The 22,018-nt window shown below is 68.0% G+C and carries 18 protein-coding genes and 3 pseudogenes; 15 read left to right on the forward strand and 6 right to left on the reverse strand.

Going from position 1 to position 22,018, the window contains the following annotated elements:
• Positions 1-438: 438 nt before the first annotated feature.
• The 7 genes and pseudogenes from ACFY10_RS35235 to ACFY10_RS35265 all read left to right on the forward strand — a co-directional run.
• On the forward strand, positions 439-2,508 hold the full coding sequence (locus ACFY10_RS35235; protein ID WP_390669304.1) for a putative Ig domain-containing protein: 2,070 nt from the start codon (positions 439-441) through the stop codon (positions 2,506-2,508).
• Between the two features lie 134 nt (positions 2,509-2,642).
• The gene (locus ACFY10_RS35240; RefSeq protein ID WP_390669305.1) at positions 2,643-2,978 is read left to right on the forward strand and encodes an ArsR/SmtB family transcription factor; all 336 of its coding nucleotides are present in this window, start codon (positions 2,643-2,645) and stop codon (positions 2,976-2,978) included.
• Between the two features lie 127 nt (positions 2,979-3,105).
• Entirely contained in the window at positions 3,106-6,372 is a 3,267-nt protein-coding gene (locus ACFY10_RS35245) for a Tn3 family transposase (RefSeq protein ID WP_390669306.1), read from the forward strand.
• A complete protein-coding gene (locus tag ACFY10_RS35250; RefSeq protein ID WP_384940499.1) occupies positions 6,269-6,823 on the forward strand; it encodes a tyrosine-type recombinase/integrase in 555 nt (184 codons plus the stop codon). The genes ACFY10_RS35245 and ACFY10_RS35250 overlap by 104 nt, the downstream gene beginning before the upstream one ends.
• Positions 6,820-9,174 carry a tyrosine-type recombinase/integrase gene (locus tag ACFY10_RS35255; RefSeq protein ID WP_390669307.1) on the forward strand — a complete coding sequence of 785 codons (2,355 nt, stop codon included), beginning with the start codon at positions 6,820-6,822 and terminating at the stop codon, positions 9,172-9,174. The genes ACFY10_RS35250 and ACFY10_RS35255 overlap by 4 nt, the downstream gene beginning before the upstream one ends.
• A 169-nt stretch (positions 9,175-9,343) precedes the next feature.
• Positions 9,344-9,682, forward strand: coding sequence for a hypothetical protein (locus ACFY10_RS35260; protein ID WP_390669308.1), 339 nt, complete (start codon positions 9,344-9,346; stop codon positions 9,680-9,682).
• 69 nt (positions 9,683-9,751) lie between these two features.
• Positions 9,752-10,153 (forward strand): annotated as a pseudogene (locus ACFY10_RS35265) (Tn3 family transposase); the annotation flags it as partial.
• Between the two features lie 73 nt (positions 10,154-10,226).
• On the opposite strand, the gene ACFY10_RS35270 reads toward ACFY10_RS35265, so the two are convergent.
• A complete protein-coding gene (locus ACFY10_RS35270) occupies positions 10,227-10,679 on the reverse strand; it encodes a nuclear transport factor 2 family protein (RefSeq protein WP_390669309.1) in 453 nt (150 codons plus the stop codon).
• Positions 10,676-11,524, reverse strand: a complete 849-nt coding sequence (locus tag ACFY10_RS35275; RefSeq protein WP_390669310.1) for an NmrA family NAD(P)-binding protein — start codon at positions 11,522-11,524, stop codon at positions 10,676-10,678. Before ACFY10_RS35275 ends, ACFY10_RS35270 begins: the two co-directional genes overlap by 4 nt.
• A gap of 111 nt (positions 11,525-11,635) precedes the next feature.
• Between ACFY10_RS35275 and ACFY10_RS35280 the strand changes: the two genes are divergently transcribed.
• From ACFY10_RS35280 to ACFY10_RS35295, 4 genes and pseudogenes are all read left to right on the forward strand, one after another.
• Positions 11,636-12,574 (forward strand): cupin domain-containing protein, encoded by a 939-nt coding sequence (locus ACFY10_RS35280; protein WP_390669311.1) that lies wholly within the window; start codon positions 11,636-11,638, stop codon positions 12,572-12,574.
• Between the two features lie 204 nt (positions 12,575-12,778).
• Complete coding sequence (locus ACFY10_RS35285) at positions 12,779-13,648, forward strand: recombinase family protein (RefSeq protein WP_390669312.1); 870 nt, start codon at positions 12,779-12,781, stop codon at positions 13,646-13,648.
• 56 nt (positions 13,649-13,704) lie between these two features.
• A pseudogene (locus ACFY10_RS35290) lies at positions 13,705-14,208 on the forward strand (tyrosine-type recombinase/integrase); the annotation flags it as partial.
• A gap of 105 nt (positions 14,209-14,313) precedes the next feature.
• Positions 14,314-14,793: a GNAT family N-acetyltransferase gene (locus ACFY10_RS35295; protein WP_390669313.1), complete on the forward strand. Its 480-nt coding sequence runs from the start codon at positions 14,314-14,316 to the stop codon at positions 14,791-14,793.
• 45 nt (positions 14,794-14,838) lie between these two features.
• Here ACFY10_RS35295 and istB read toward each other — a convergent pair whose 3' ends face one another.
• Both istB and ACFY10_RS35305 read right to left on the reverse strand, forming a co-directional pair.
• Positions 14,839-15,636, reverse strand: coding sequence for an IS21-like element helper ATPase IstB (istB, locus tag ACFY10_RS35300; RefSeq protein WP_390669314.1), 798 nt, complete (start codon positions 15,634-15,636; stop codon positions 14,839-14,841).
• Complete coding sequence (locus ACFY10_RS35305) at positions 15,633-16,469, reverse strand: hypothetical protein (protein WP_390669315.1); 837 nt, start codon at positions 16,467-16,469, stop codon at positions 15,633-15,635. Before ACFY10_RS35305 ends, istB begins: the two co-directional genes overlap by 4 nt.
• 401 nt (positions 16,470-16,870) lie before the next feature.
• Here ACFY10_RS35305 and ACFY10_RS35310 point away from each other — a divergent pair, with 401 nt between their 5' ends.
• Positions 16,871-17,470, forward strand: a complete 600-nt coding sequence (locus ACFY10_RS35310) for a GNAT family N-acetyltransferase (RefSeq protein WP_390669316.1) — start codon at positions 16,871-16,873, stop codon at positions 17,468-17,470.
• 103 nt (positions 17,471-17,573) lie between these two features.
• Here the strand turns inward: ACFY10_RS35310 and ACFY10_RS35315 are convergent, their stop codons facing one another.
• Positions 17,574-18,590, reverse strand: a complete 1,017-nt coding sequence (locus tag ACFY10_RS35315; RefSeq protein ID WP_390669317.1) for a tyrosine-type recombinase/integrase — start codon at positions 18,588-18,590, stop codon at positions 17,574-17,576.
• 179 nt (positions 18,591-18,769) lie between these two features.
• A complete protein-coding gene (locus ACFY10_RS35320; protein ID WP_390669318.1) occupies positions 18,770-19,333 on the reverse strand; it encodes a hypothetical protein in 564 nt (187 codons plus the stop codon).
• Positions 19,334-19,576: 243 nt separating this feature from the next.
• Between ACFY10_RS35320 and ACFY10_RS35325 the strand changes: the two are divergent.
• The 3 genes and pseudogenes from ACFY10_RS35325 to ACFY10_RS35335 form a co-directional block, all read left to right on the forward strand.
• Positions 19,577-20,296, forward strand: a pseudogene (locus ACFY10_RS35325) (ISL3 family transposase); the annotation flags it as partial.
• A 109-nt stretch (positions 20,297-20,405) separates the two neighbouring features.
• Complete coding sequence (locus tag ACFY10_RS35330; RefSeq protein WP_390669319.1) at positions 20,406-21,161, forward strand: transposase; 756 nt, start codon at positions 20,406-20,408, stop codon at positions 21,159-21,161.
• 188 nt (positions 21,162-21,349) lie between these two features.
• Positions 21,350-21,736: a hypothetical protein gene (locus ACFY10_RS35335; RefSeq protein ID WP_390669320.1), complete on the forward strand. Its 387-nt coding sequence runs from the start codon at positions 21,350-21,352 to the stop codon at positions 21,734-21,736.
• The last annotated feature ends 282 nt before the right edge of the window (positions 21,737-22,018 follow it).

The raw sequence follows: 22,018 nt of genomic DNA on the forward strand, positions 1-22,018 counted from the left end.
CTGTGCCGTGGACTCAGCCCGAGCGTCGCCAGAAGATCGGGACCTCTGCTCACCGCGCCTGGATCACGAGCCTCTTCACCGGCCGCACTTTCCGCACCACTCGCGAGTGTGTGACGCGAAGTCCCCGTCGCCATCGGCACGATGCCCCCAGGCGGCGGACGTCATCCGGCTCGCCGAGACCGGCGCAGGCGCTGATGCCTCGGTCGCTCTCCAATGGAGCGACCAATCCAATCCTATGGAGAGGCAAAGAAATCGCTTGCGGCGCTGCCGGTTCGCGCGCTTCAGGCGTACGTTCCTCCCGCACCCTGTCATGTCGCGTTCATTCGGCATGTGGGGGTGAATGTCATGCTCATGACTGCGCGGTTCTGCCGCCGCTACGCGCAATCACGGGCCTGCCCATCCAGTGCGAATCCCCACGTCAACCGGAGGCAGTAACCCATGCGTGAGTCACACCCGAGCGCGCGGAGACGGAGTCTGCGAAGACTCGTCGCCGTCGCCTTCCCCGCCCTCGCTCTGACCGTCGCCGGATTCACCGCCGCACCGACGGCCGGTGCTCAGCCTCCCGCGACCCACCCTCAGACCTCCAAGGTCACGCAGAACAACAAGGCACTGACCGCCCCCGAGCGGCAGACCTACCACTCCACCGGCAAGGCCGGCCAGAAGGTGCCGACCCGGCACCTGTGCGCCACCGCCGAGCCGGGTCGTGCTTCCTGTTTCGCCCAGCGCCGCACCGACATCAAGCAGCGCCTCGCCTCGGCGCTCGCCGCGGCCGCGCCCTCCGGCCTCTCCCCGGCCAACCTGCACAGCGCCTACAACCTGCCCACCACAGCCGGTTCCGGCCTGACCGTCGGCATCGTGGACGCGTACAACGACCCCAACGCCGAGTCTGACCTGGCCACGTACCGCTCCACGTACGGCCTGTCGTCCTGCACCAAGGCCAACGGCTGCTTCAAGCAGGTCAGCCAGACCGGCTCCACCACGTCGCTGCCGACCAACGACACCGGCTGGGCCGGTGAAGAGATGCTCGACATCGACATGGTCAGCGCGGTCTGCCCGAACTGCAGCATCATCCTGGTCGAGGCCAACTCCGCGACCATGGCCGACCTCGGCACCGCCGAGAACGAGGCCGTGACACTCGGCGCCAAGTTCGTCTCCAACAGCTGGGGCGGCTCCGAGTCCTCCTCCCAGACCAGCGACGACACCTCGTACTTCAAGCACCCGGGCGTCGCGATCACCGTCTCCTCCGGCGACTCCGCCTACGGCGCCGAGTATCCGGCGACCTCCCAGTACGTGACCGCCGTCGGCGGCACCGCGCTGACGACCTCCTCCAACTCCCGTGGCTGGAGCGAGTCGGTGTGGCACACCAACACCACGGAGGGCACCGGCTCCGGCTGCTCCGCCTACGACCCGAAGCCGAGCTGGCAGACCGACACCGGCTGCTCCAGGCGCATGGAGGCCGACGTCTCCGCGGTCGCCGACCCGGCCACCGGCGTCGCGGTCTACGACACCTACGGTGGCTCCGGCTGGGCGGTCTACGGCGGCACCAGCGCCAGCTCGCCGATCATCGCCTCCGTCTACGCCCTCGCGGGCACCCCGGGCTCGAGCGACTACCCGGCGAAGTACCCCTACTCCCACACCAGCAACCTGTACGACGTGACCAGCGGCAACAACGGCAGCTGCTCCCCGTCGTACTTCTGCACCGCGGGCACCGGCTACGACGGTCCGACCGGCTGGGGGACTCCGAACGGCACCGCCGCCTTCACCTCCGGCTCCAGCACCGGAAACACGGTCACCGTCACCAACCCCGGCAGTCAGTCCACCACCACCGGCAGCTCGGTCAGCCTGCAGATCAAGGCCACCGACAGCGGGGGCGCGGCTCTCACCTACAGCGCGAGCGGCCTGCCGACCGGCCTGTCCATCAACAGCTCCACCGGCCTGATCTCCGGTACGGCGTCCACTGCCGGCACCTATCAGGTCACGGTCACGGCGAAGGACTCCACCGGCGCCTCCGGCTCTACGTCCTTCACCTGGACCGTCGGCTCCGGCGGGGGCGGCTGCACCTCGTCCCAACTGCTGGCCAACCCCGGCTTCGAATCGGGCAGTACCGGCTGGAGCGCCACCAGCGGCGTCATCGTCAACGACAGCGGTGAGGCGGCGCACGGCGGTTCGTACTACGCCTGGCTGGACGGCTACGGCTCCTCGCACACCGACACGCTGTCCCAGTCGGTGACGATTCCGGCCGGCTGCAAGGCCACGCTCACCTTCTACCTGCACATCGACACGTCGGAGACCACCAGCAGCACCGCGTACGACAAGCTGACGGTGTCCGCCGGTTCGACCACCCTGGCGACGTACTCGAACCTCAACCACAACTCCGGGTACGCGCAGAAGACCTTCGACCTGTCCTCGCTGGCGGGCCAGACGGTCACCCTGAAGTTCAACGGCGTGGAGGACTCCTCCCTCCAGACCAGCTTCGTCGTGGACGACACCGCCCTGACGACCGTCTGATCGTCTGACCGGCACGAGCTGAGCACCGGTCCCGCACGCGGAAGCCGTCCGCGTGCGGGACATGCCATTTCCGGGCTGTAGAGGCCATCAGTTCATACTTTCCTGAATTCAGGAATCTGTGTACCGTTGACGGTGTGCTGACTGTCGCCTCCGACATCGACGTCCTGGTCCGGTTCGGCCGGGCGCTCGCCGATCCGATCCGCTGCCGCATCCTGCTCGCCCTCCGGGAAGCACCCGCCTATCCGGCCGACCTGGCCGACGCGCTGGACGTCTCCCGCACCAGGCTGTCGAACCACCTGGCGTGCCTGCGCGACTGCGGCCTGGTCGTCACCGTCCCCGACGGCCGCCGCACCCGCTACGAACTCGCCGACGAACGCCTCGGCCACGCGCTCGACGACCTGCGCACAGCCGTGGTCGCCGTCGAGGGCGACCGGACCTGCGCCGACGCCGACGACAAGGGGTGCTGCTGACCAGGCCCCGATGTCCTAGCCCAGACACCAGCCGCAAAGTAGGTTGCGGGTAGCCGGATGCGTCCCGTTTCCCGGTCCCGGGCGCCGTCGTTGGTCTGATCAAGTGATCGAGGCCAAAGGGGCGGGCGTGCGGCAAGAGTGGTCGCCAGAGGAGCTGCTGGCGAACTGGACGCTGGTAGACGGCGACTGGGACCTGATGGCGAACAAGAGCGGGACGACCCGGCTCGGCTTCAGCCTGTTGCTGAAGTTCTTCGAGCTGGAAGGCCGGTTCCCCGATGTGCTGGAAGAGGTCCCGCCATCTGCCGTGGAGTACGTCGCCGAACTGGTGAAGGTCCCGGCCACCGACTTCGCGAAGTACACGCTGATCGGCCGGACCGCCGAGTACCACCGCAAGCAGATCCGCGAGGCCCTGGGGTTCCGGCCGTCGACAGTCGCAGACGAAAAGGCCCTGGCCGAGTGGCTGGCCGTGGAGGTCTGTCCGGTCGAGCTGGTGGAGGACCGGCAGCGCGAGGCCCTGCTGGTCGAGTGCCGGGCCCGGAAGATCGAGCCGCCGGGCCGGACCCGGGTTGAGAAGGTACTCGTCGCGGCGCGGGGCAAGTGGGAGAAGACGTTCTGCGCCCGGACGATCGGCCGCCTGGGCGAGGCGGCCACGGCTCGACTGCTGTCGCTGGTGGCTGAGGACAACGAGGCGGGGACCGCCCTGCTGGCCGCGCTCAAGCGCGACCCCGGCGCGGTCGGCCTGGACTCCCTGCTGACGGAGATCACCAAGCTGAACGACGTGCGCAAGCTGGGGCTGCCCGACGGGTTGTTCGCGGACTGCTCGGAGAAGCTGGTGGCCGCCTGGCGGGCGCGGGTGATCAGGATGTACCCCTCGGACTTCCGCGACACGAGCGAGGACGTACGGATCACCCTGCTCGCGGCGCTGTGCTCGTCCCGTCAGGCGGAGATCACCGACGCCCTGGTCGACCTGCTGGTCGCTCTGGTTCACAAGATCAACGCTCGTGCCGAGCGGCGGGTGGAGAAGCAGCTCACCGCCGAGTTGAAGAAGGTCCGCGGCAAGGAGGGCATCCTCTTCAAGCTGGCGACGGCCGCCGTCGACAAGCCCGACGAGGTTGTACGCCGGGCCCTGTTCCCGGTGGTCGGGGAGATGACGCTGCGTGAGCTGGTGGCCGAGGCGAAGGCGAACGAGAAGGTCTTCAAGGCCAAGGTCCGCACCACGCTCCGGTCGTCGTACAGCTCGTACTACCGGCAGATGCTGCCGCCGCTGCTGAACACCTTGGGCTTCCAGTGCAACAACACCGCCTACCGGCCGGTGATGGACGCGATGACGCTGCTGAAGCAGTACGCCGATGTCGACGGCAAGACCCGCTTCTACGACACCACGGACGTGGTGCCGATGGAGGGCGTGGTGCGCAAGGACTGGCGCGAGGCGGTCGTCGACGACAAGGGCAAGGTTGAGCGCATCCCGTACGAGCTGTGCGTCCTGGTCGCGCTGCGGGACGCGGTCCGCCGCCGGGAGATCTACGTCGAGGGTGCCGCCCGCTGGCGCAATCCGGAGGACGACCTGCCGGGCGACTTCGAGGCCACCCGCGCCGTGCACTACGCCGCGATCCGCCAGCCGTTGAACCCCAGGGCGTTCATCGCGGACCTGAAGAAGCGCATGACCGCAGGCCTGGACCGGCTCTCCGGCGCGCTCGCGGACGGCTCAGCGGGCGGTGTAAAGGTCACCACCCGCAAGGGCGAGCCGTGGATTACCGTTCCGAAGCTGGAGCCGCTGGCCGAGCCCACCGGCCTCCAGGCGCTCAAGGCCGAGGTCGCACGCCGATGGGGCGTCCTGGACCTCCTGGACGTGCTGAAGAACGCCGACTTCCTGACCGGCTTCACCGAGGAGTTCTCCTCGGTGGCCGCGTACGAGCGCATCGAGCGTGACGTCCTCCAGCGCCGTCTGTTGCTGGCCCTCTTCGCGCTGGGCACGAATATGGGCATCCGGGCGATCGTGGCGACCGGCGAGCACGGCGAGAGCAAGGCCGCGCTGCGGCACGTGCGGCGGCACTTCATCACCGTCGACAACCTGCGGGCCGCCGTCAGCAGGCTGGTGAACTCCACCTTCGCCGCCCGCGACACCGCATGGTGGGGCCGCGGCACCGCGTGTGCGTCGGACTCGAAGAAGTTCGGGTCCTGGTCCTCAAACTTCATGACCGAGTACCACGCCCGCTACGGCGGCAACGGCGTGATGATCTACTGGCACGTCGAGCGGAAGAACGCCTGCATCTACTCCCAGCTCAAGAGCTGTTCGTCGTCCGAGGTCGCGGCGATGATCGAGGGCCTGCTGCGGCACTGCACGGACGCCGAGATCGAGTCGAACTACGTCGACACGCACGGCGCGAGCGTGGTCGGGTTCGCCTTCACCGAGTTGCTGAACTTCCGCCTGCTGCCCCGGCTGAAGAACATCGGCAGCATCCGCCTGTACCGCCCGGACGACACCCCGCCCGGCTGGCCGGCGCTCGGCGCCTCGCTGACGCGGCCAATCCGCTGGGAGCTGATCGAGCAGCAGTACGACCAGATGGTGAAGTACGCCACCGCGCTCAGACTCGGGACGGCGGAGGCGGAGCAGGTCCTGCGGCGCTTCACCCGCGGCGGCCCCAAGCACCCCACGTACGCCGCGCTCGAAGAACTCGGCCGCGCCGTGCGCACCATCTTCGTATCAGTTACGTGGAATCTGACCGCAGCGGAGATCATCTCCGTGCGGTACGACCACGGACTGAGGAGATGTATTGGGCACGGTGGTGCTGGACGAGAAGTGGCCGGTGCTCGGCAGGCACGAGCAGGCGGCCGGGTGGTTGCAGGTGTGGAGCGACCTGGGCCGGGCTCCCCGGACGATCGACGCCTACGCCCGGGGCCTGGCCGAGTACCTGGAGATGTGCGAGCGGGAGAACGTCGACCCACTGACCGCCAACCGGGCACACATCGCCGTATACGTACGGGAGTTGACGTCTCGGCCGAGCCGCCGGGGCGCGAACGTGGTCTCGATCGACTCGGGCTCAGGACTGGCCAACGCCACCATTCAGCAGCGTCTGGTGCCGGTCCGGCTGTTCTACGACTTCCTCATGGAGGACGGGCAGCGCGACTCCAACCCGGTCGGCCGGGGCCGCTACACGCCCGGCCGCCAACGCGGCGGGCACGAGCGCGGCCTCGTTCCGAGGCTCACGAAGCTGCCGTGGATACCCACCGAACAGCAGTGGATGGACGTCCTCGCGGTCGCCGCCGAGGAGCCGGTCCGCAACCGCGTGATGCTCGCTCTCGCCTACGACGCCGCACTGCGCCGCGAGGAGCTGTGCTCGCTGCGTACCGACGACCTCGACCCGGCTCACCGAACGCTGCGGGTGCGGGCTGAGACGACCAAGAACCGGCTGGAGCGCGTCGTCCCGTACTCCGCGCCGACCGGCGTCCTGCTCTCGGGCTACCTCGCACACCGGGCGACGATCAGCCGGGCACGGGGGCCGCTGTTCCTGTCGGAATCCCGGCGAAACCACGCCCAGCCGCTGAGCCTGTGGACCTGGTCGAAGGTAGTCCGCCGGATCGCACTGGCCGCCGATGTCCCGCGGTTCTCCACTCACACCACGCGACACCTGTGCTTGACCGACCTGGCCCGGATGGGCTGGGAACTACACGCCATCGCCACCTTCGCCGGCCATCGGCACACCGACTCCACGCTCACCTACATCCACCTGTCGGGCCGGGACCTGGCCGACAAGCTCAGCCGTGGCATGGAACAGATCCACGGCTGGCGGGTGCAGATGCTGGCCCGCCTCGGCGAGCAGGCGACCGGGACGGTCGCGCTGTGACCGCGGCGATATCGGCGGCCGCTTCCGAGACGGCCACGGCACCTTCCTGGCCTTGGCCCATTGACCTGGCCCGCTACGACCGTCGCCCCGAACTCACCGAACGCGAGCGTGCAGCACTGGCCAGTCTGGGCTGGGAAGTCCGCCGGCGCCGCGGCTATGCCCCGGACCGAGTCGAGTGGCGGGCGATCTCCCGTCTGCTCCGCCCGCTCGACGACGCACGAGCCGCGCTTCGGTGGTGCCCGGACACGCCCTCCCACCGCCGGGCCGTGACCGATGCCATCGGCCTCGTCCTGCGGCGCTGCCTGGAAGACGGCACGTCGTTCTGGGCGTGGTCGGCAGACGACTGGGTCCGCCTCATCGCCCCTGGCCACAAGGAGTTCGAGAAAGCCTGGCCGGGGTGGATCGACGGCACGGTCCGGCCCTACGTGGCCGCGTTCGCCTACCTGCTCGGCGACTTCACCGACTTCCACCGAATCGGCGGGTTCATCCGCCGCTCGCTTGCCTGGCGCGTCTTCGGCCAGGAACCGGTCGAGGAGACGATCGCGCAGGTGGCGGCCACCCTCCAGGGCTGGGGCTACCACCCCTCGAACGGCGCCTTCGGCCAGTTCCGCACCGTGCTGGTCCAGATCATGCTGATCAACCGCAGCCCGCTCCTGCAGGACATGACCACCGACGCTTTGCAACGGGCCCGCGAGAGCCCTGCCCTCCCGTCCGGGGCCCGGCGCGGAAACCTCCACGGTGTTCACCGGGCGATCGCCGCCCTCGGACACGCCGGCCCACCGCCCAAGCCCATCCACGCCGTGATGCCCGATCTCGAAGGCGTTCCCGAGCCCTGGGCCGCGATGGTGGAGCGCTGGCACGACACCTCGACGCTCACGCCGAAGGTCAGAGGCGGGTTCCGGTCCATCGTGGCCAAAGCAGGCCGGTGGCTGGCCGCCGAGCACCCCGAGATCGTCGAACCCGCCCAGTGGACCCGCGAGACCTGCGCGGCCTGGGTCGCGGCGCTGGACCGGATGACCGTCGGCGAGCACGTGCAGCGCCGGGCGGGACTCGACAAGCGCGGCGGCAAACCGCTGTCCCCTCGCACGAAGGCCGGCTACCTCACCGCGACCAGGACGTTCTTCAGGGACTGCCAGGAGTGGGAGTGGATTCCCCGCCGCTTCGACCCCGTTCGCGCGCTGGCCACGCCCAGGAGCGTCGCGGCGCTGATCGGCCCCAACCCCCGGGTGATCGCCGACGACATATGGGCGAAGCTGCTGTGGGCCGGGCTCAACATCGATCCCGAAGACTTCCCGACCAACACCTACGGACTGTGTTACCCGATCGAACTCATCCGGGCCGTCACCCTGACCTGGTTGTTCGGCGGCCTGCGCAGCGACGAGATATCCCGCCTCCGCACGGGCTGCATCCGCTGGCAGCACAACGGCTTCCCCATCCCCGGCGATTCCGACGAGGTGTTGGCGCGTGACGCCGTCTGCCTGCTGGACGTCCCCACCCACAAGACCGGCACCTCCTTCACCAAGCCCATCGATCCCCTGCTGGGCAAGGCGATCGAGGCATGGCAGGAGCTCCGGCCACAGCAGCCGAAGATGCTCGACCGCAAGACCAGCGAGCAGGTGGACTTCCTGTTCGCACACCGGGCCAAACGCCTCGCCAACACCTACATCAACACCGCGGTCATCCCTTCGCTCTGCCGCAAGGCCGGCGTCCCGACCGCCGATGTCCGGGGCAACATCACCAGCCACCGGGCCCGCTCCACGATCGCCAGCCAGCTCTACAACGCCAAGGAGCCGATGACGCTGTTTGAGCTGCAAGCCTGGCTCGGTCACCGGAGTCCGGAGGCTACTCAGCATTACGCCAAGATCACACCGAACAAGCTGGCCAGGGCCTACAACGATGCCGGGTACTTCGAGCGCAACGTCCGGACAATCGAGGTCCTGGTCGACCGGGACGCGGTTACCTCCGGAGCGGCCGCGTCGGGTGAGCCGTGGCAGTACTACGACATGGGCCACGGCTACTGCACCTACACGTTCTTCGAGCAGTGTCAGCACCGGATGGCCTGCGCCCGGTGCGACTTCTATACGCCGAAGGCGTCGTCAAAGGGGCAGCTGCTGGAGGCCAAGGACAACCTTCAACGGATGCTGGCCAGCATCCCGCTCACCGACGACGAGCGCGCCGCTGTCGACGACGGCCAGGTCGCCCTCGACCAGCTACTGGAACGGCTCGTCGACGTCCCAACCCCAACCGGGGCCACACCGCGTGAGATCGGCATCCCGGCGACTGCGACACTCCTACCGATCATCAACGTCACTACTGGCAAGTCAAGAGGGGAGCCCGATGGAACATGCTGAGGCCATGGACACCTGTCCGACCTGCGGTGAAGGGTTGGCCCGCCGCGTTCTGTCCCAGTCTTCACCTGCTGAGCATCCACGCCGACGTCGAGGACCCACCCGCGAGCTTCGGCGATGCCCAGCCTGCCGCCGGCACGCCACGCGAGACACCGGGTCGTCACAGCCGTGGATGGATGGCGGGCTGGATCCCAGCATTGACTACCTGTTCGATTGGGAGCCTCGTCCGCTGCCGGAGCCGTGGGTGCTGCTGCCTGACGCACGGGCCAGAGAGATCCTGGAAGCTCAGCTCCGCCTTGAGGTCAGCGAAGGGCATCCCCTGTTCGGTAAGCCCGTCATCGCTTTCGCCCGTTGCGGTCGCTGCGACGAAGTCTTGTTCAGCGTCGAGGACGCCCCTGCACGATTCGTCCAGGTGCATCTCACATGGCGCCAAGGCCCTGAGGCTCCGCCATGGCCCGCGACGGAGGAACTGTCGCTCCCGCTGGCAGACAGCCTCGCCAAGCACCACTGATCGAGTGGCAGCAGCATGACCCACCCGCGCATCACTTGACAAAACAGATTCCACAGAACCTGCGACTACCTCGCCGGCCCCGGCCTGCGCCGGGAGATCCACGGCGGGCTCCAGGTCGTGGAGAACTGGAACAGCGCGAATACCGTGCTCCACTATGGCAAGGACGGGGCCCTGACCGGGCCTGACAAGGAGCACGCCGAGACCTCGATGCTCGCCCTGCACCTGCTGCAGTCCGCGCTCGTGCACGTCAACACCCTGCTGGTCCAGCAGGTCCTGGCCGAACCGGCATGGGCATCGAGGCTGAGCGATGAGGACCGGCGCGGTCTGACCGCGCTGTTCTGGTCCAACGTCAACCCGTACGGCACCTTCCGCCTCGACATGAGCAAGCGCCTCGACCTGGGGCCCGCCGCCGTTCCCCGTCCCCGGGCCCCGGCAGACGCCGGGCCCCGATCAGGCGCAGAGGCACGATGAAAGGCTTCCAGGATCTCGCGGACCCGCCCGTGAACGAAGCCGCGTGGCGGGCGCTCGGTGGGCTCGCCGGCTCTTACGGGTGACCGCCCTGGGGCCATCCCTGTGCGTCGAATACGGCGATGGGGTCCAGGTAGTCGCGCCAGTGGGTCACCTTGCGGTCCTTGATGGTCACGACGGAGACGAAGCGGTTGTCGTAGGGCCGCCCTGTGGGGACGGACGTGCCGTGCACTTCGTACTCCAGGACGACCACGGAGGTCTCGGGGTCCCGGTGCACGCGGAGGTTGTCCGCACCGTGCAGCTTCACGTAGTCGCCGTAGTCGCGGTACAGGTCGATGATCCCCTGGCGTCCCTCGACCCGCCGGGGGTAGCCCGGCACGGTGATCACGTACTCGAAGACCACGTCCTCGGCCAGCAGATCGTAGAAGTCCTCCCCGTCGACCAGGCCGTTCAGGCCCTCCTTGATGATGCGGAAGAACGGACTGTCCGCCCCGACCAGGGGCGTGTCGTCGCTGACCGTCTTGCTCACTTCGCCTCCGAGGCCCACGCCTGGGCGTCGCGCTCGGCGAACGCGCGGAAGGCAGTGGCCGGCTGGCCGGTGACCTTCTCGATGTCACCGGTGGGCGTGGAGCCGTTGCCGGTGACGATGGCGCCGGTGAGCCAGCGCATCATCACCGCGTAGTCGGCGGGGACGCCTGCGGCGACCGCGCCGCTGATCCACGTCTCCTGTTCGATGTCGCGGTAGGCGATGGGGCGGCCGCTCACGGCGGCGAGGGCGTCCGCGACGTCACCGAAGGTGAGGGCCTGCGGGCCGGTGAGCTCGTAGGCGGCACCGGCGTGGGTGTCGGGGTTCAGCAGCGTCTCGGCCGCGACCGCTGCGATGTCGGCCGCGTCGACGAAGGCTTCCATGTTGCCGCCGCTTGGGACGGTGATCACTCCGTCGATGACCGGGATGTGGCCGTCGGCGAAGTTCTGCATCACCCACGAAGGGCGCAGGACCGCGTGCGTGATGGTGCTGCGGGAGGCCAGATCGGCCTCGACGGCTGCGATGTCGATCTCCGGCGGCGCCTGGTCGGCGTTGTAGACGCTGAGGTAGGTGACGTGCCGCACGCCGGCCGCCTCGGCGAGGTCCAGGAACGCGCCGACCTGGTCGGCGTAGCGGACGCGCATCGTGGGCGTGACCAGGTAGAGGCGGTCGGCGCCGGCCAGTGCGGCCGCGTGGGTGGCCGGGTCGTCCCAGTCGAACCGGACGTCCGCTCCGCTGCGCGCCGCGGTACGGGTGGCGCTTCCCCGCCGGGCGAGCGCGTCGGCCAGCAGCGAACCGGTCCGGCCCGTGCCGCCAAGGATGAGCGTGGTGGAGGCTTCATTGTTCATGACTCCATGCTTGCGGCCCCAGGCAAGACAAACCATGCGTGATCCGCTCGTCTTTTTACGTGAAGCTCTCGCGCCTTGACCGTGGCTGCCCGTGCTGGTCAAGCTGGTCCCATGGACTTGCTGACCGACCACCTGGTGCGGGCGCGTGCCGCCGGCGCGGTGTTCGCGCGGACAGTTGCCGAACCGCCGTGGGGACTGCGGCTGGGCGGTTCGATACAGCTGTCGGTGCACACCGTGGTCCGCGGCCGGGGCTACCTGTGGCTGGACACCCCCGGCAGCACCGTGGAGCTGATACCGGGGACCGTCACGCTGGTGCGCGGCGGCCCGGACCACTACATCGGGCACGAGCCGGGCGCCGCATGCCTGGAGCCGGAGGAGTTCCGGGCACACCACGCCCGGATGGGCCCCGGGGACAGCCCGCAGGCCACCGTGTTCCTGTGCGGCGCCTACCAGTTCTCCGGCGATGTCGGCGCCGGGCTGCTCGACGCACTGCCCCAAGTGATGACCCTCTCGGCGGCCGACGACGACCCGCTGCGGGACGTGATCACGTTGCTCTCCCGCGAGCTGGTCCGCAGCGAACTCGCCCAGCAGATAGTGCTGGACCGCCTCCTGGACCTGCTGCTCGTCCTGGCCATCCGCAGCGAGTTCCGCCGCAGCACGACCGCACCACGTTGGTACCGGGCGTCCGCGGACCCGCGGCTGGGCGCCGCGCTGCAAGCCATGCACGAGAACGCGGCCCACCCGTGGACAGTCCCTGAACTCGCCGCGATCAGCGGCCTGTCCCGCGCCGCGTTCGCGCGGGCGTTCCGGGACGCACTCGGCCAGGCCCCCGTGCAGTACCTGACCGAATGGCGCATGACCCTCGCCCGCGACCACCTGCGCGCCGACGACCTCAGCCTGGCCCAGATCGCCGACACCATTGGCTACGGCTCGCCCTTCGCGTTCGCCGCAGCCTTCCGCCGACACCACGGAGAACCACCAGGAACCTGGCGACAGAGGGAACGAACAACCGCACACACACGACTGCTGACCACCCACCCCGGGTCGTGAGCGGCGATCGGCCGCGCCCGCCGGCCAGTCGGACCCCGGCGTCCGACCGCAGCAGATGGCACCGGCTTTCGGCCGTGTCCTGTTTCATAGGTGGTCGCTCGTGAAACACCCCTCCGCCCGGCGGCCCACCTGCGCCGATCATGTTTCATGAGTTGTTGCAAACAACTGGACGTCTGAAACACCCTCATGAAACGCCCGGGACTCGTGAGCGACGACTTCAAGCGCGTGGAATCGCACGACTGCCCGATGTCCACCTGCACCGCCCCCGCGGGCTCCCCGTGCCGCACCGGCAAGGGCAAGGTGGCCATCCAGTACCACACCGCCCGCTTCCGCCTCGTGCCCCAACTTGCCAAGACGCTCGGCGTGCCGACCCCCGCCGTACGCAAGCCGGGTTCGGCCTGGACCGAGCTACCCCGGCCAATGAGCGCCGGCGCCAAACCAGTCGGGCACGTCCGCCTCGGCTACGCCCGCGCCTCAACCGCCCGCCAGTCCCTCGACGCGCAGCTCGACTCCCTCGCCAAGGCCGGGGTCACCCGCATCTTCTCGGAGAAGATCTCCACCCGCGCCACTCGGCGCCCCGAGCTGGAGTCCGCCGTGAAACTCGCCGGGGAGATCCGCTCCTCCGGCGTCGCCGTGACCCTCGTCGTCCACGAGCACAAACGCCTCGGCCGCGGCATCGAACTCGCCATGCTCGCCGAGGAACTGAAGGCCAGCGACGTCGGCCTGGAGTTCCTCACCGGAGAGCTGAAGGGTTCGCACGACCCCTCCGGCATCGTGTTCACCGTGCTCGCCGCGATGTCCGGCATGGAGCGCGAGTACATCCGCGACCGCACCCTCGAAGGCCACGAATCCGCCCGCAAGCGCGGCAAGACCATCGGCGGCGCGGGCGTCACCGACGAGTCCATGCTGTCCATGGCTCTCCACCTGCGCGACCAGGAGATGAGCCTCCGCGACATCGCCAAGCGGCTCGTCATCACCACTGGCACGAAGAAGGGCCAGCACCCCTCACCCGCCACCGTGATGCGAATGCTCCGTGAACACGACGAGCAGGCCGCCACGGCGGCGAGTACGTGATCGCCCCGCTACTTTGCGGCTGGTGTCTGAGCTAGGAGACCGGGGCCAATCGGGACCGCGCGATCCTCTCCCTGGACATCAGCAACGCCGCCCGGGCCAGCGAGGTCCTCGGCATCCGCGGCGTCGACCTGGACTGGGGAGACCAGCTGGTACGGGTCAGCCGCAAGGGCAGCGACGACGCGCAGTGGCTGCCGGCCAGCCAGGACGCCTTCGTCTGGCTCCGCCTCTATCTGGCCGAGCTCAGCCCGCTCGACCCGAACGAACCGATCTGGTGGACCATCCGACGACGCGACCGCGGGGAAGGATTGCATCGCCAACCGTTCAACTACGAGGCCCTGCGCGCCGTCTTCCGCCGCTTCAACGGGGTGCTCGGCACCAACTACACGATGCACGACCTCAGGCACACTGCCGCTCTGCGCATGAGCCGGGACAAGAACCTGACCCTGCTGGATGTGCAGACCATCCTCGGTCACGCGCACCTGAGCACCACCGCGGACTCGTACTGGCTCTGCTCACTTGTAGCGGCAGCGTTTGTTGGTGAGTTTGGGCAGCGATGTTGATCAACTGGCTCACGTTTTGGTCATGAGAAATGACGGCGTTGGCGGCAGCGGCGCGTCGTCTAATTGCGTAGCGGGGCGTGTGGTCTGCCAGGCACCATGTGCAGCATGATCCGGATCAGAAACGCGTCCAAGGACGACGGTCCGCGGCTCGTGGAGCTCCACGGCCTCGTTCATGGCCTGCATGCCCAGCAGCGACCTGACGTCTTCGTCGCTGAGCCGGAGCAGGTGCGGCTCGAAGAGTTCTTCCACGACGCCTTCGACGACGCCTCTGCGCACGTCCTCGTCGCGGATCTTTCGTCCGCAAGTTCACTCGCCGGGTATGCCATGGCCCTCGTGGTGGAGCGCGAGGGAAGTCCGCAGGTCAAGAGGCATTCGGTCGTGATGCTGCAGCAACTGGCCGTGGATCCCGACGCCTCACGTGGCGGGGTCGGGACTGCACTCTTGGAGGCAGTGCGCGAGATCGGTCGTGAAGCCGGCTGCCAACGACTGATCACAAACGTGTGGTGCTTCAACACACCAGCCCGGTCTTTCTATGAGGCATCCGGGCTGGTGCCGATGACGCAGCAGCTTGAGCAGAAGCTGTGAGAGTCCCCTGTCCGCTGGGCTCGGGCAGAGACCGGCCTGTAGTCGTCAGCCTGTGATGGCCGGCGCTTCGGTCCGAGCCCGGGTGCTGGCGAGACGGTAGGAATCGGTGCCGGTCTCGATGATGGTGCCGTTGAAGGTGAGGCGGTCGACGATGGCTGCGCAGAGTCGGGGGTCGGTGAAGGTCTTCGTCCACCCGCCGAACGACTCGTTGGAGGCGATGGCGACGCTGTTCTTCTCCTCGCGCTCGGTCAGGACCTGGAACAGCAGTTCGGCGCCGTGCCGGTCCAGCTCCATGTATCCGAGTTCGTCAATGCAGAGAAGATCGACGCGGCCGTAGCGGGCGATGGTCTTGTTCAGTTGCTTCTCATCAGCGGCCTCGACCAGCTCGTTCACCAGCTTCGTGGCGAGCGTGTAGCGGACGCGGTAGCCCTTCATCGCGGCCTCGGTGCCCAGCGCAATGAGCATGTGGGACTTGCCGGTGCCGGAGTCGCCGATCAGGCAGAGCGGCTGCCCCTTCTTGATCCACTCGCCGCTGGCGAGCGTGTTGATCGTGGCCGCGTCGATGTTGGGGTTCGCGTCGAAGTCGAAGGTCCGCAACGACTTCTCCCTCGGGAAACCGGCTGCCTTGATCCGCCGTTCCGAGCGCCGGCGGGCCCGGTCGTCGCACTCCGCCATCAGCAACTCGGCGAGGAAGCCGCGGTAGGTCATCTGGTCCTTGGCCGCCCGGTCGGCGATGTCGGCGAACTCGTTGCGGATCGACGGCAACCGCAGCAGGCGGCAGGCGGTGTCGATGGCGGTGGTGGCGGCCTGCTCGGTCAATCCTCGCTGGCGGGGCAGAGTCATTGTGCTTCTCCCTCTCGGTGGTCACCGCCGCTGGCGCGACGACGTCGGAGCAACTGGTCATAGGGCGTCACCGAGGGCAGCGGCCTGGTGTCGGGCGGCAGATGGTTCAGCTTCCACTCGTGCAGGAACGTCACAGTCGCCGGCGGCTGCCCGGTGGCCAGCTCGGACGAGGCGGCAGGAGCGGGTTCGTCCTCGGTCTGGGCGGCCTTGCGGGCCTCCAGGTCGACCGCGTCCGCGGTCAGGGCCCCGGCCCGCAACGCGGTGGCCAGACCAGCGACCAGGTGCTCGTGCGGGATGTGCCGAGCCATCAGGAGCACCTCGATCAAGGCCCGGGTGCCCTCGGTGTCGCCGTGTGCCTTAACCGCTGCAGCCCACCAGGCGTCGTGGACCGGGGTGAACTTGCCAGCCGAGCGGGCCTGTTCGAGTGCGGTCGCGCCGGGGAAAGCGCCTGGCTTGCGGATCAGGGCTTCGAGGTAGTGGTCCAGTTCCAGGCGGCAGCTGCCCTTGGCGATCAGCCGCTCATGGCGGGCCACTTCCACGTTCTTGTCGTAAACCACCAGGTGAGAGGCATGCAGGATCACCCTGACCCGCTTGCCGATCAGCCGGACCGGCACCGAGTAGCGGTTTGTGCGGACTGCGATCTGGCTGTAGCGGTCGACCCGCGGTGTGAACACCCGCCCGGTCTCGAACGGTTCCTCCGGCAGCGGCATCAGCAGCGGCCGTTCAACCTCGAAGTACTCATCGATGGTCCGCGGCCTGGACCCGATCCGGCGTCGGCCGTCATGCCGGTCCCACTGCTCGACCAGCTCGTTCAGCTCAGCCAGTGACTCCACCTCGGGCACCGGGGTGAAGTGGTTGCGGCGGAAGTAGCCGATCTGGCCCTCGACTCCGCCCTTCTTGGGCGCCGTCGATACCGGGCCGGCAGTAGAAGCTCTCGATCCCGAAGTGCGATTTGAAGGCGATCCATCGGTCGGTTTCCACCCTCGCACGGCTGAGTCCGAGCACCCGGGCGACGGCGGCCTTCAGGTTGTCGTAGCGGACCTTGCTGCGGGGGACGCCGCCCAGCGTCTGCAGGGCGTGCACGTGCCCTTCGAAGAAGGCTTCCTGACCGCAGGAGGCGAAAACGCTTCTCTGCACTTTGCCGTTCGTGCTGACGTGTGGCTGGTAGAGATAGCTGTCACCGGCTTGGACGGCCGATGCAAGTGGGGCGTCTGGGGAGGGACGAGCGTGGAGCATGGTCGAATACCTGAGTGCGGCAGGACGCGGATCACGGCAGGATGAGCGGATGGAGCAACCACTTGACGTGCCCGAACTCGCTGCTGGTGAGGGGTTCACGCTGCGACCGTGGCGCCTGTCAGACCTTGACCTCGTCCGTGAAGCGTCCGAGGACGATCACATTCCGTTGATCACGACGGTGCCGTCGCCATTCTCCGAGGCGGAAGGCGTCGCGTTCGTCGAGCGGCAGTGGGGGCGGGCAACCACCAGGGCTGGGTATCCGTTCGTCATCGTCAGCCCTGACGGTGAGCCAGTCGGCAACGTGGGGCTGTGGTGCAAGGACCTGGGGCAGGGCCGCGCGTCGCTTGGCTACTGGGTCGTCAAGTCGGCGCGAGGCCGGGGTGCTGCCGGGGTCGCGCTTGAGGCAGTTGTCGGCTGGGCCCGGCGGGATTTGCGCATTCCCCGGTTGGAGCTCTATGTGGAACCGTGGAACAGCGCCTCCTGGCGAACCGCGGAGCGCGTCGGTTTCCAACGCGAGGGCCTGATGAGGAGCTGGCAGCAGGTTGGGGCCGAGCGTCGGGACATGTTCATGTACTCGCTGCTGACCGACGGGCAGTGACGCGGCCGGTCCTGCCGACCCTCAGGGTCGGCAGGACCGGCATGATCGGTCACGCAGCGCGCTTGACCGCCTGAAGGCCCGACCACTGCGGAGGCGTGATCGCCTAACCAAGGGCGGCGACCCCGTCTTCCCTTCGGTCGGTTTGGGCTCGGAGACGTTCGACCTGCTGTTTCTTGTCGGCGATGTGCCGCAGGCTCTCCCGCAGGCCGGCGACCTCGCCGAGCCACTGCATCCGTTGGGCCTCTCCGAGGCGCTGGCGGATGTTGGCTTCGATCTCCAGCAGCCGGGGTTCCTGGGCCAGGTCGAGGCGGAGCATGGGGCACCTGATGCAGGCGTGCTCGTGCTGGCAGGGGGTGCCGTAGGGGCGGTCGCAGGTACCCAGGGCGACCTTGCGTAGGCTGAAGTGGTCGCGGAAGTCGGCCCACTCGGCGGCGGTCGGATCCCGGTACTCTTCGCTGGGACGCGTGGCTCGCCGCTGGTCGACGAAGTGCCGGTAGTGCCGGATCACCTCCTCGGGATAGACCGCCACATATCCCTGAGTGGTGTTCAAATCGAGGTGGCCGAGCACCTTGGCGGCGATGTGGATCGGCAGGCCACCGTTCACCGTCTCCGTCGAGAAGATTCTTCGGAAGTCGTGCGGGGTGAATCGCAGCCCAGTGCCGTCGACGATGTCGGCCTGTTCCGCAAGCTCCGTAAGCATCTCCCGTACCCGGTTGGGTGAGATCACCTGGAGACGGTGCTGGGAGATGCGTTGAAACAGGTGGGGCAGCGGCGGACCAAAGACTCGCTCGTAGCCGTCGTACCGACTCAGCAACGGAACCCGTCCGTCGGCACCCTTGATCCGGCGGATGATCCGGGCGAGAACGGCCACCAGGTCCGGATCGGCGGGGATGACCCGCTCCCGGTCGGTCTTGGAGGGGCTGATCTGCAGCAGCGGCACCAGCTCGCCCGTCGGCGCCTGGTATTGACGCAGACTCAGATGGGTCAGCTCCAGGAGCTCTTCGATGCGGGCGCCGGTCCGCCGCAGCACCTCGATCACGGCCCAGCTCCAAAACGCGTTGGACTCCTCGCACTCAGCGTCGAAACGCGTCCCCGGCTCCGCGGCCGGGGTGACGAACATCGCGGTGGGGCGCCAGTGGCTGCGTGCCCGTCCAGTACGGCGATACTGCTGGCCATCGGCGGTGAACTCCTGCCCAGGCGGGGTCTCGCGCGCGGCGGCCAGGACGAGCCCGGCGTGGCGCAGGCGTTCCTCGGCGGCGGCTACCAGTCGCGGGACGACGGGGATCGGAGACTTCTCGCCTACCCGGCCATCACAGAAGAGGACACGCCGATAGTGCGGTCAACGGGTCGGTGGACGGCCTTGCCCGAATACGACAGCCGGAAGGAGAACAGGTAGCAGGTCACGAGCTCGCCGGCGAGTCGCACGCTGACGTCACCGAAGTCGACCTCGGCCTCCATGCCGGGCTGGTGGGTCTGCGGAACGAACGCTTCGATCGGGGCCTTGCCCGACTCCACCAGGATCTTCGGCTTCCGGTCCGCGACGTAGCGCCGGACCATCTGGTAGGAGACTTCGGCGCCGTGCTCCTCGACGAGGCGGTGGAAGATCCGCGTGACCGTGTGCCGCTGCTTGCGTGGGGCATCAAGGTCCGTCCGCAGGATCCCGTCGATCACCCGCTTGTACGGATCCAGCGCCGTCGGGCGTGGAGGCAGCTTCTTCCGCGGCTCTGGCCAGACCGAGTCCACGGCCTTGCGGACGGTCCGCCACGAGACGTTGTACTTGCGCTCGATGTCTCGCATCGTCATGCCGCCGCGGTGGTCGCGCCGGATCGCAGCGTACAGCTCGACCTTCGACATCTGCGGCATGACCAGGGCCTTTCACCAGGAGCACCTCGATGCTCCCGTGGCAAGAACCCCACTGACTTCAAAACTCGGCTCTGGCACAGATCTTGGGGAGCGGTCGCGGAGCGTCACTGCGGTGTTCGATTGCAATGACCCAGATACGCGTGAGACCGCGTACGCCTTCCCGTCTCACGGCCGGGAATGACGCTCCGTCAGCTCTGTGCTTGGCTCCTCCGGTGACCGCGGCGGCCGGTGACGGTGCTGGTCATGCAGGCAGACGCAACGTTCTGGGACTCGCTGGTGTTCGACGGCCTCGACGTGGACGTCGAGGTGGTGACCGCCGCCTTCGGCGCGGTCGATGTCACGGCCAGAGGCCGGGGAGCCAGCGCAGCATGTCCGGACTGCGGCCACTCCTCGAACCGCGTGCATGACTCCTACCAGCGCGGACTGAAGGATCTGCCGCTCGCTGGGCAGAGCGTTGTGATCCATCTGACGGTCCGGCGTTTCATCTGTGGCACGGACAACTGCCTGCGGCGCACCTTCGCCGAGCCGTTCGCGCAGTTGACCGCCCCGTACGCACGCTTCACCACGCGGCTCGGCCACGTCTTGGAGCGTGTCGGGCTGGCCCTTGCCGGACGGGCAGGTGCTCGGCTGACCGCCCAACTGGGTTTTCAGGTGGGACGGATGCCCCTGCTGCGCAGGGTCATGGCGCTGCCCGACCCGCAGCCCGGCACGCCGCGCGTGCTTGGGGTGGATGACTTCGCCACCCGCCGTGGGCAGACCTATTCCACAGTGTTGACCTGCGGAGAGACTCATCGCGTGGTGGACGTGCTCCCGACGCGCGACTCGGGACCGTTGGCCGCGTGGCTGACCGCTCACCCGGGCGTGGAGATCATCTGCCGGGACCGGGCGGGCGCCTATGCCGAGGGTGCGCGGCTCGGCGCTCCCACCGCGATCCAGGTCGCCGATCGGTTCCATCTGTGGCAGGGCATCGGCCGAGCGGTGGAGACCTGCGTCGCCGCCCATCGCGCATGCCTGAATGGGCCAACACCACCAACGAGGGCGGACGTTGGAGCCTCGGCCAACGACTCGGCGCGTGGCGGACCGGACCTTGATGGTCGTCGGGCAGCGCAAGAAGGCCGCGCACGCCCTGGTCCACGAACTGCTCGCTCAGGGGCACTCGCGCCGGGCGATCGCCCGGCATCTGGGCTGGGGACTCAACACCGTGCTGCGATATGCACGTGCGGCCACCTGGCAGGACACCCTCCGGGAGAACCGTCGCCGGCTTAGTCGTCTGGCCCCCTACAAGCCCTATTTGGAGCGGCGGTTCGCCGAGGGATGCACGAGCGTCACTCGCCTGCATGGCGAACTGATCGCCGACAACGCCCCCGTCACCTACCAGATGGTCCGCGCCTACATCGCCGCCCTGCGCGCCACGCCGCCGCAGGCGGCATCTCCTCCGCCAACGGTGCGGCGGGTGACCGGCTGGCTCACCCGCCACCCCGCAACCCTGAGCGAGGACGAGCGCTCCGCGCTCAAGGACGTCCTGGCACGCTGTCCCGAACTGGATGCCGCGGCCGAGCACGTCCGGAGTTTCGGCGAGATTCTCACCCACCGCCTCGGGTCCACGCTTACCGCATGGATCGACGCCGTCGACGCCAGCCAACTGCCGGGCCTCACCAACTTTGCCCTCCACCTGCTCCGAGACCTCGACGCGGTGACTGCCGGCCTCACCCTGCACTGGAGTTCTGGCGGCACAGAAGGTGCCGTGAACCGCATCAAGAAGATTAAGAGGCAACTTTACGGCCGTGCCGGATTCGAACTCCTGCGCAAGATGATCCTGCTCCAATAGCGTCCCGCCCCAAGCTCTGCAGCCAACCCTGGTCACACCAGCGACTGTGACGGGCTGAGAAGATCGCCACGAGACTTCAGGTTCCCCCGAGACCGAGAAGGACAGGAATGTCGAGGAGACTGCCCATAGACCAGGCGCAAGAGTGCCTTCGACACGCGCTGAGCCCTAGACAACAGCCCCTCACCGAAATGGACTCGGACGAGGTGTGGCCCAGGTTCGTACGCTTCGGCTCACAACGCTTCGACACCGCGAACACACCCGACGCAGATGGCCTGCTCTGCCAGTACGGGACCCACACCTTCGAGGGGCCGCCTGCCTTCACGCTGGACTTTGCCCGGCAGTTCGAGGTCAACGATGCCTCAGGCGAGCATGATCATTATATCCAGCTCCACTGCGAACTTCGGTACGAACCCGTCCCTCAACTTCGGGCGCTGGGGCACTTCGAGTCCTGGTTCTTCCACGACACGGACGACGAACTCGACCGCTGGGTTGATGGCCTCGGGCTTCACGAATTTTGGACGATCGTCCGCAATTTCCATCCCACGGAAATCAGGGTCTACCAAGAACAGGTGTGATCACAGCAGCGATGCGACTGGCCTAGTGACCCTCCGCGACCGCTCGCAAAGGTCGGTGCCAGAGCCCAGGTCACACGTACAAAGCCAGTCAGTACCCTTCGTCCATGAGACGTCGCGTCCGCACCCCCTCCTGGAGGGTGCTGCTATGCCTCGCGGCCGTTGTCCTTGCGATGTCGGGCTGGTATGCGACCCGCACCGTGCGGCCACACTGCGCGATCACCGTCAGCGCCCCTCCAACCGACAGTCGCGGGAACCCGCTGCTGACCATCGCGAACTGGAAGC

The sequence above is a fragment of the Streptomyces sp. NPDC001401 genome, assembly GCF_042895385.1.
Lineage (GTDB): Bacteria > Actinomycetota > Actinomycetes > Streptomycetales > Streptomycetaceae > Streptomyces.

Bases quoted from the DNA above. Each gene is read 5' to 3' on its own strand.
- ACFY10_RS35235 (WP_390669304.1), top strand. From the start codon at position 439: ATGCGTGAGTCACACCCGAGCGCGCGGAGACGGAGTCTGCGAAGACTC.
- ACFY10_RS35250 (WP_384940499.1), top strand. From the start codon at position 6,269: ATGCTCGCTCTCGCCTACGACGCCGCACTGCGCCGCGAGGAGCTGTGC.
- ACFY10_RS35260 (WP_390669308.1), top strand. From the start codon at position 9,344: ATGGATGGCGGGCTGGATCCCAGCATTGACTACCTGTTCGATTGGGAG.
- ACFY10_RS35275 (WP_390669310.1), bottom strand. From the start codon at position 11,524: ATGAACAATGAAGCCTCCACCACGCTCATCCTTGGCGGCACGGGCCGG.
- ACFY10_RS35280 (WP_390669311.1), top strand. From the start codon at position 11,636: ATGGACTTGCTGACCGACCACCTGGTGCGGGCGCGTGCCGCCGGCGCG.
- ACFY10_RS35295 (WP_390669313.1), top strand. From the start codon at position 14,314: ATGATCCGGATCAGAAACGCGTCCAAGGACGACGGTCCGCGGCTCGTG.
- istB (WP_390669314.1), bottom strand. From the start codon at position 15,636: ATGACTCTGCCCCGCCAGCGAGGATTGACCGAGCAGGCCGCCACCACC.
- ACFY10_RS35310 (WP_390669316.1), top strand. From the start codon at position 16,871: ATGGTCGAATACCTGAGTGCGGCAGGACGCGGATCACGGCAGGATGAG.
- ACFY10_RS35315 (WP_390669317.1), bottom strand. From the start codon at position 18,590: ATGTTCGTCACCCCGGCCGCGGAGCCGGGGACGCGTTTCGACGCTGAG.
- ACFY10_RS35320 (WP_390669318.1), bottom strand. From the start codon at position 19,333: ATGCCGCAGATGTCGAAGGTCGAGCTGTACGCTGCGATCCGGCGCGAC.
- ACFY10_RS35335 (WP_390669320.1), top strand. From the start codon at position 21,350: ATGGACTCGGACGAGGTGTGGCCCAGGTTCGTACGCTTCGGCTCACAA.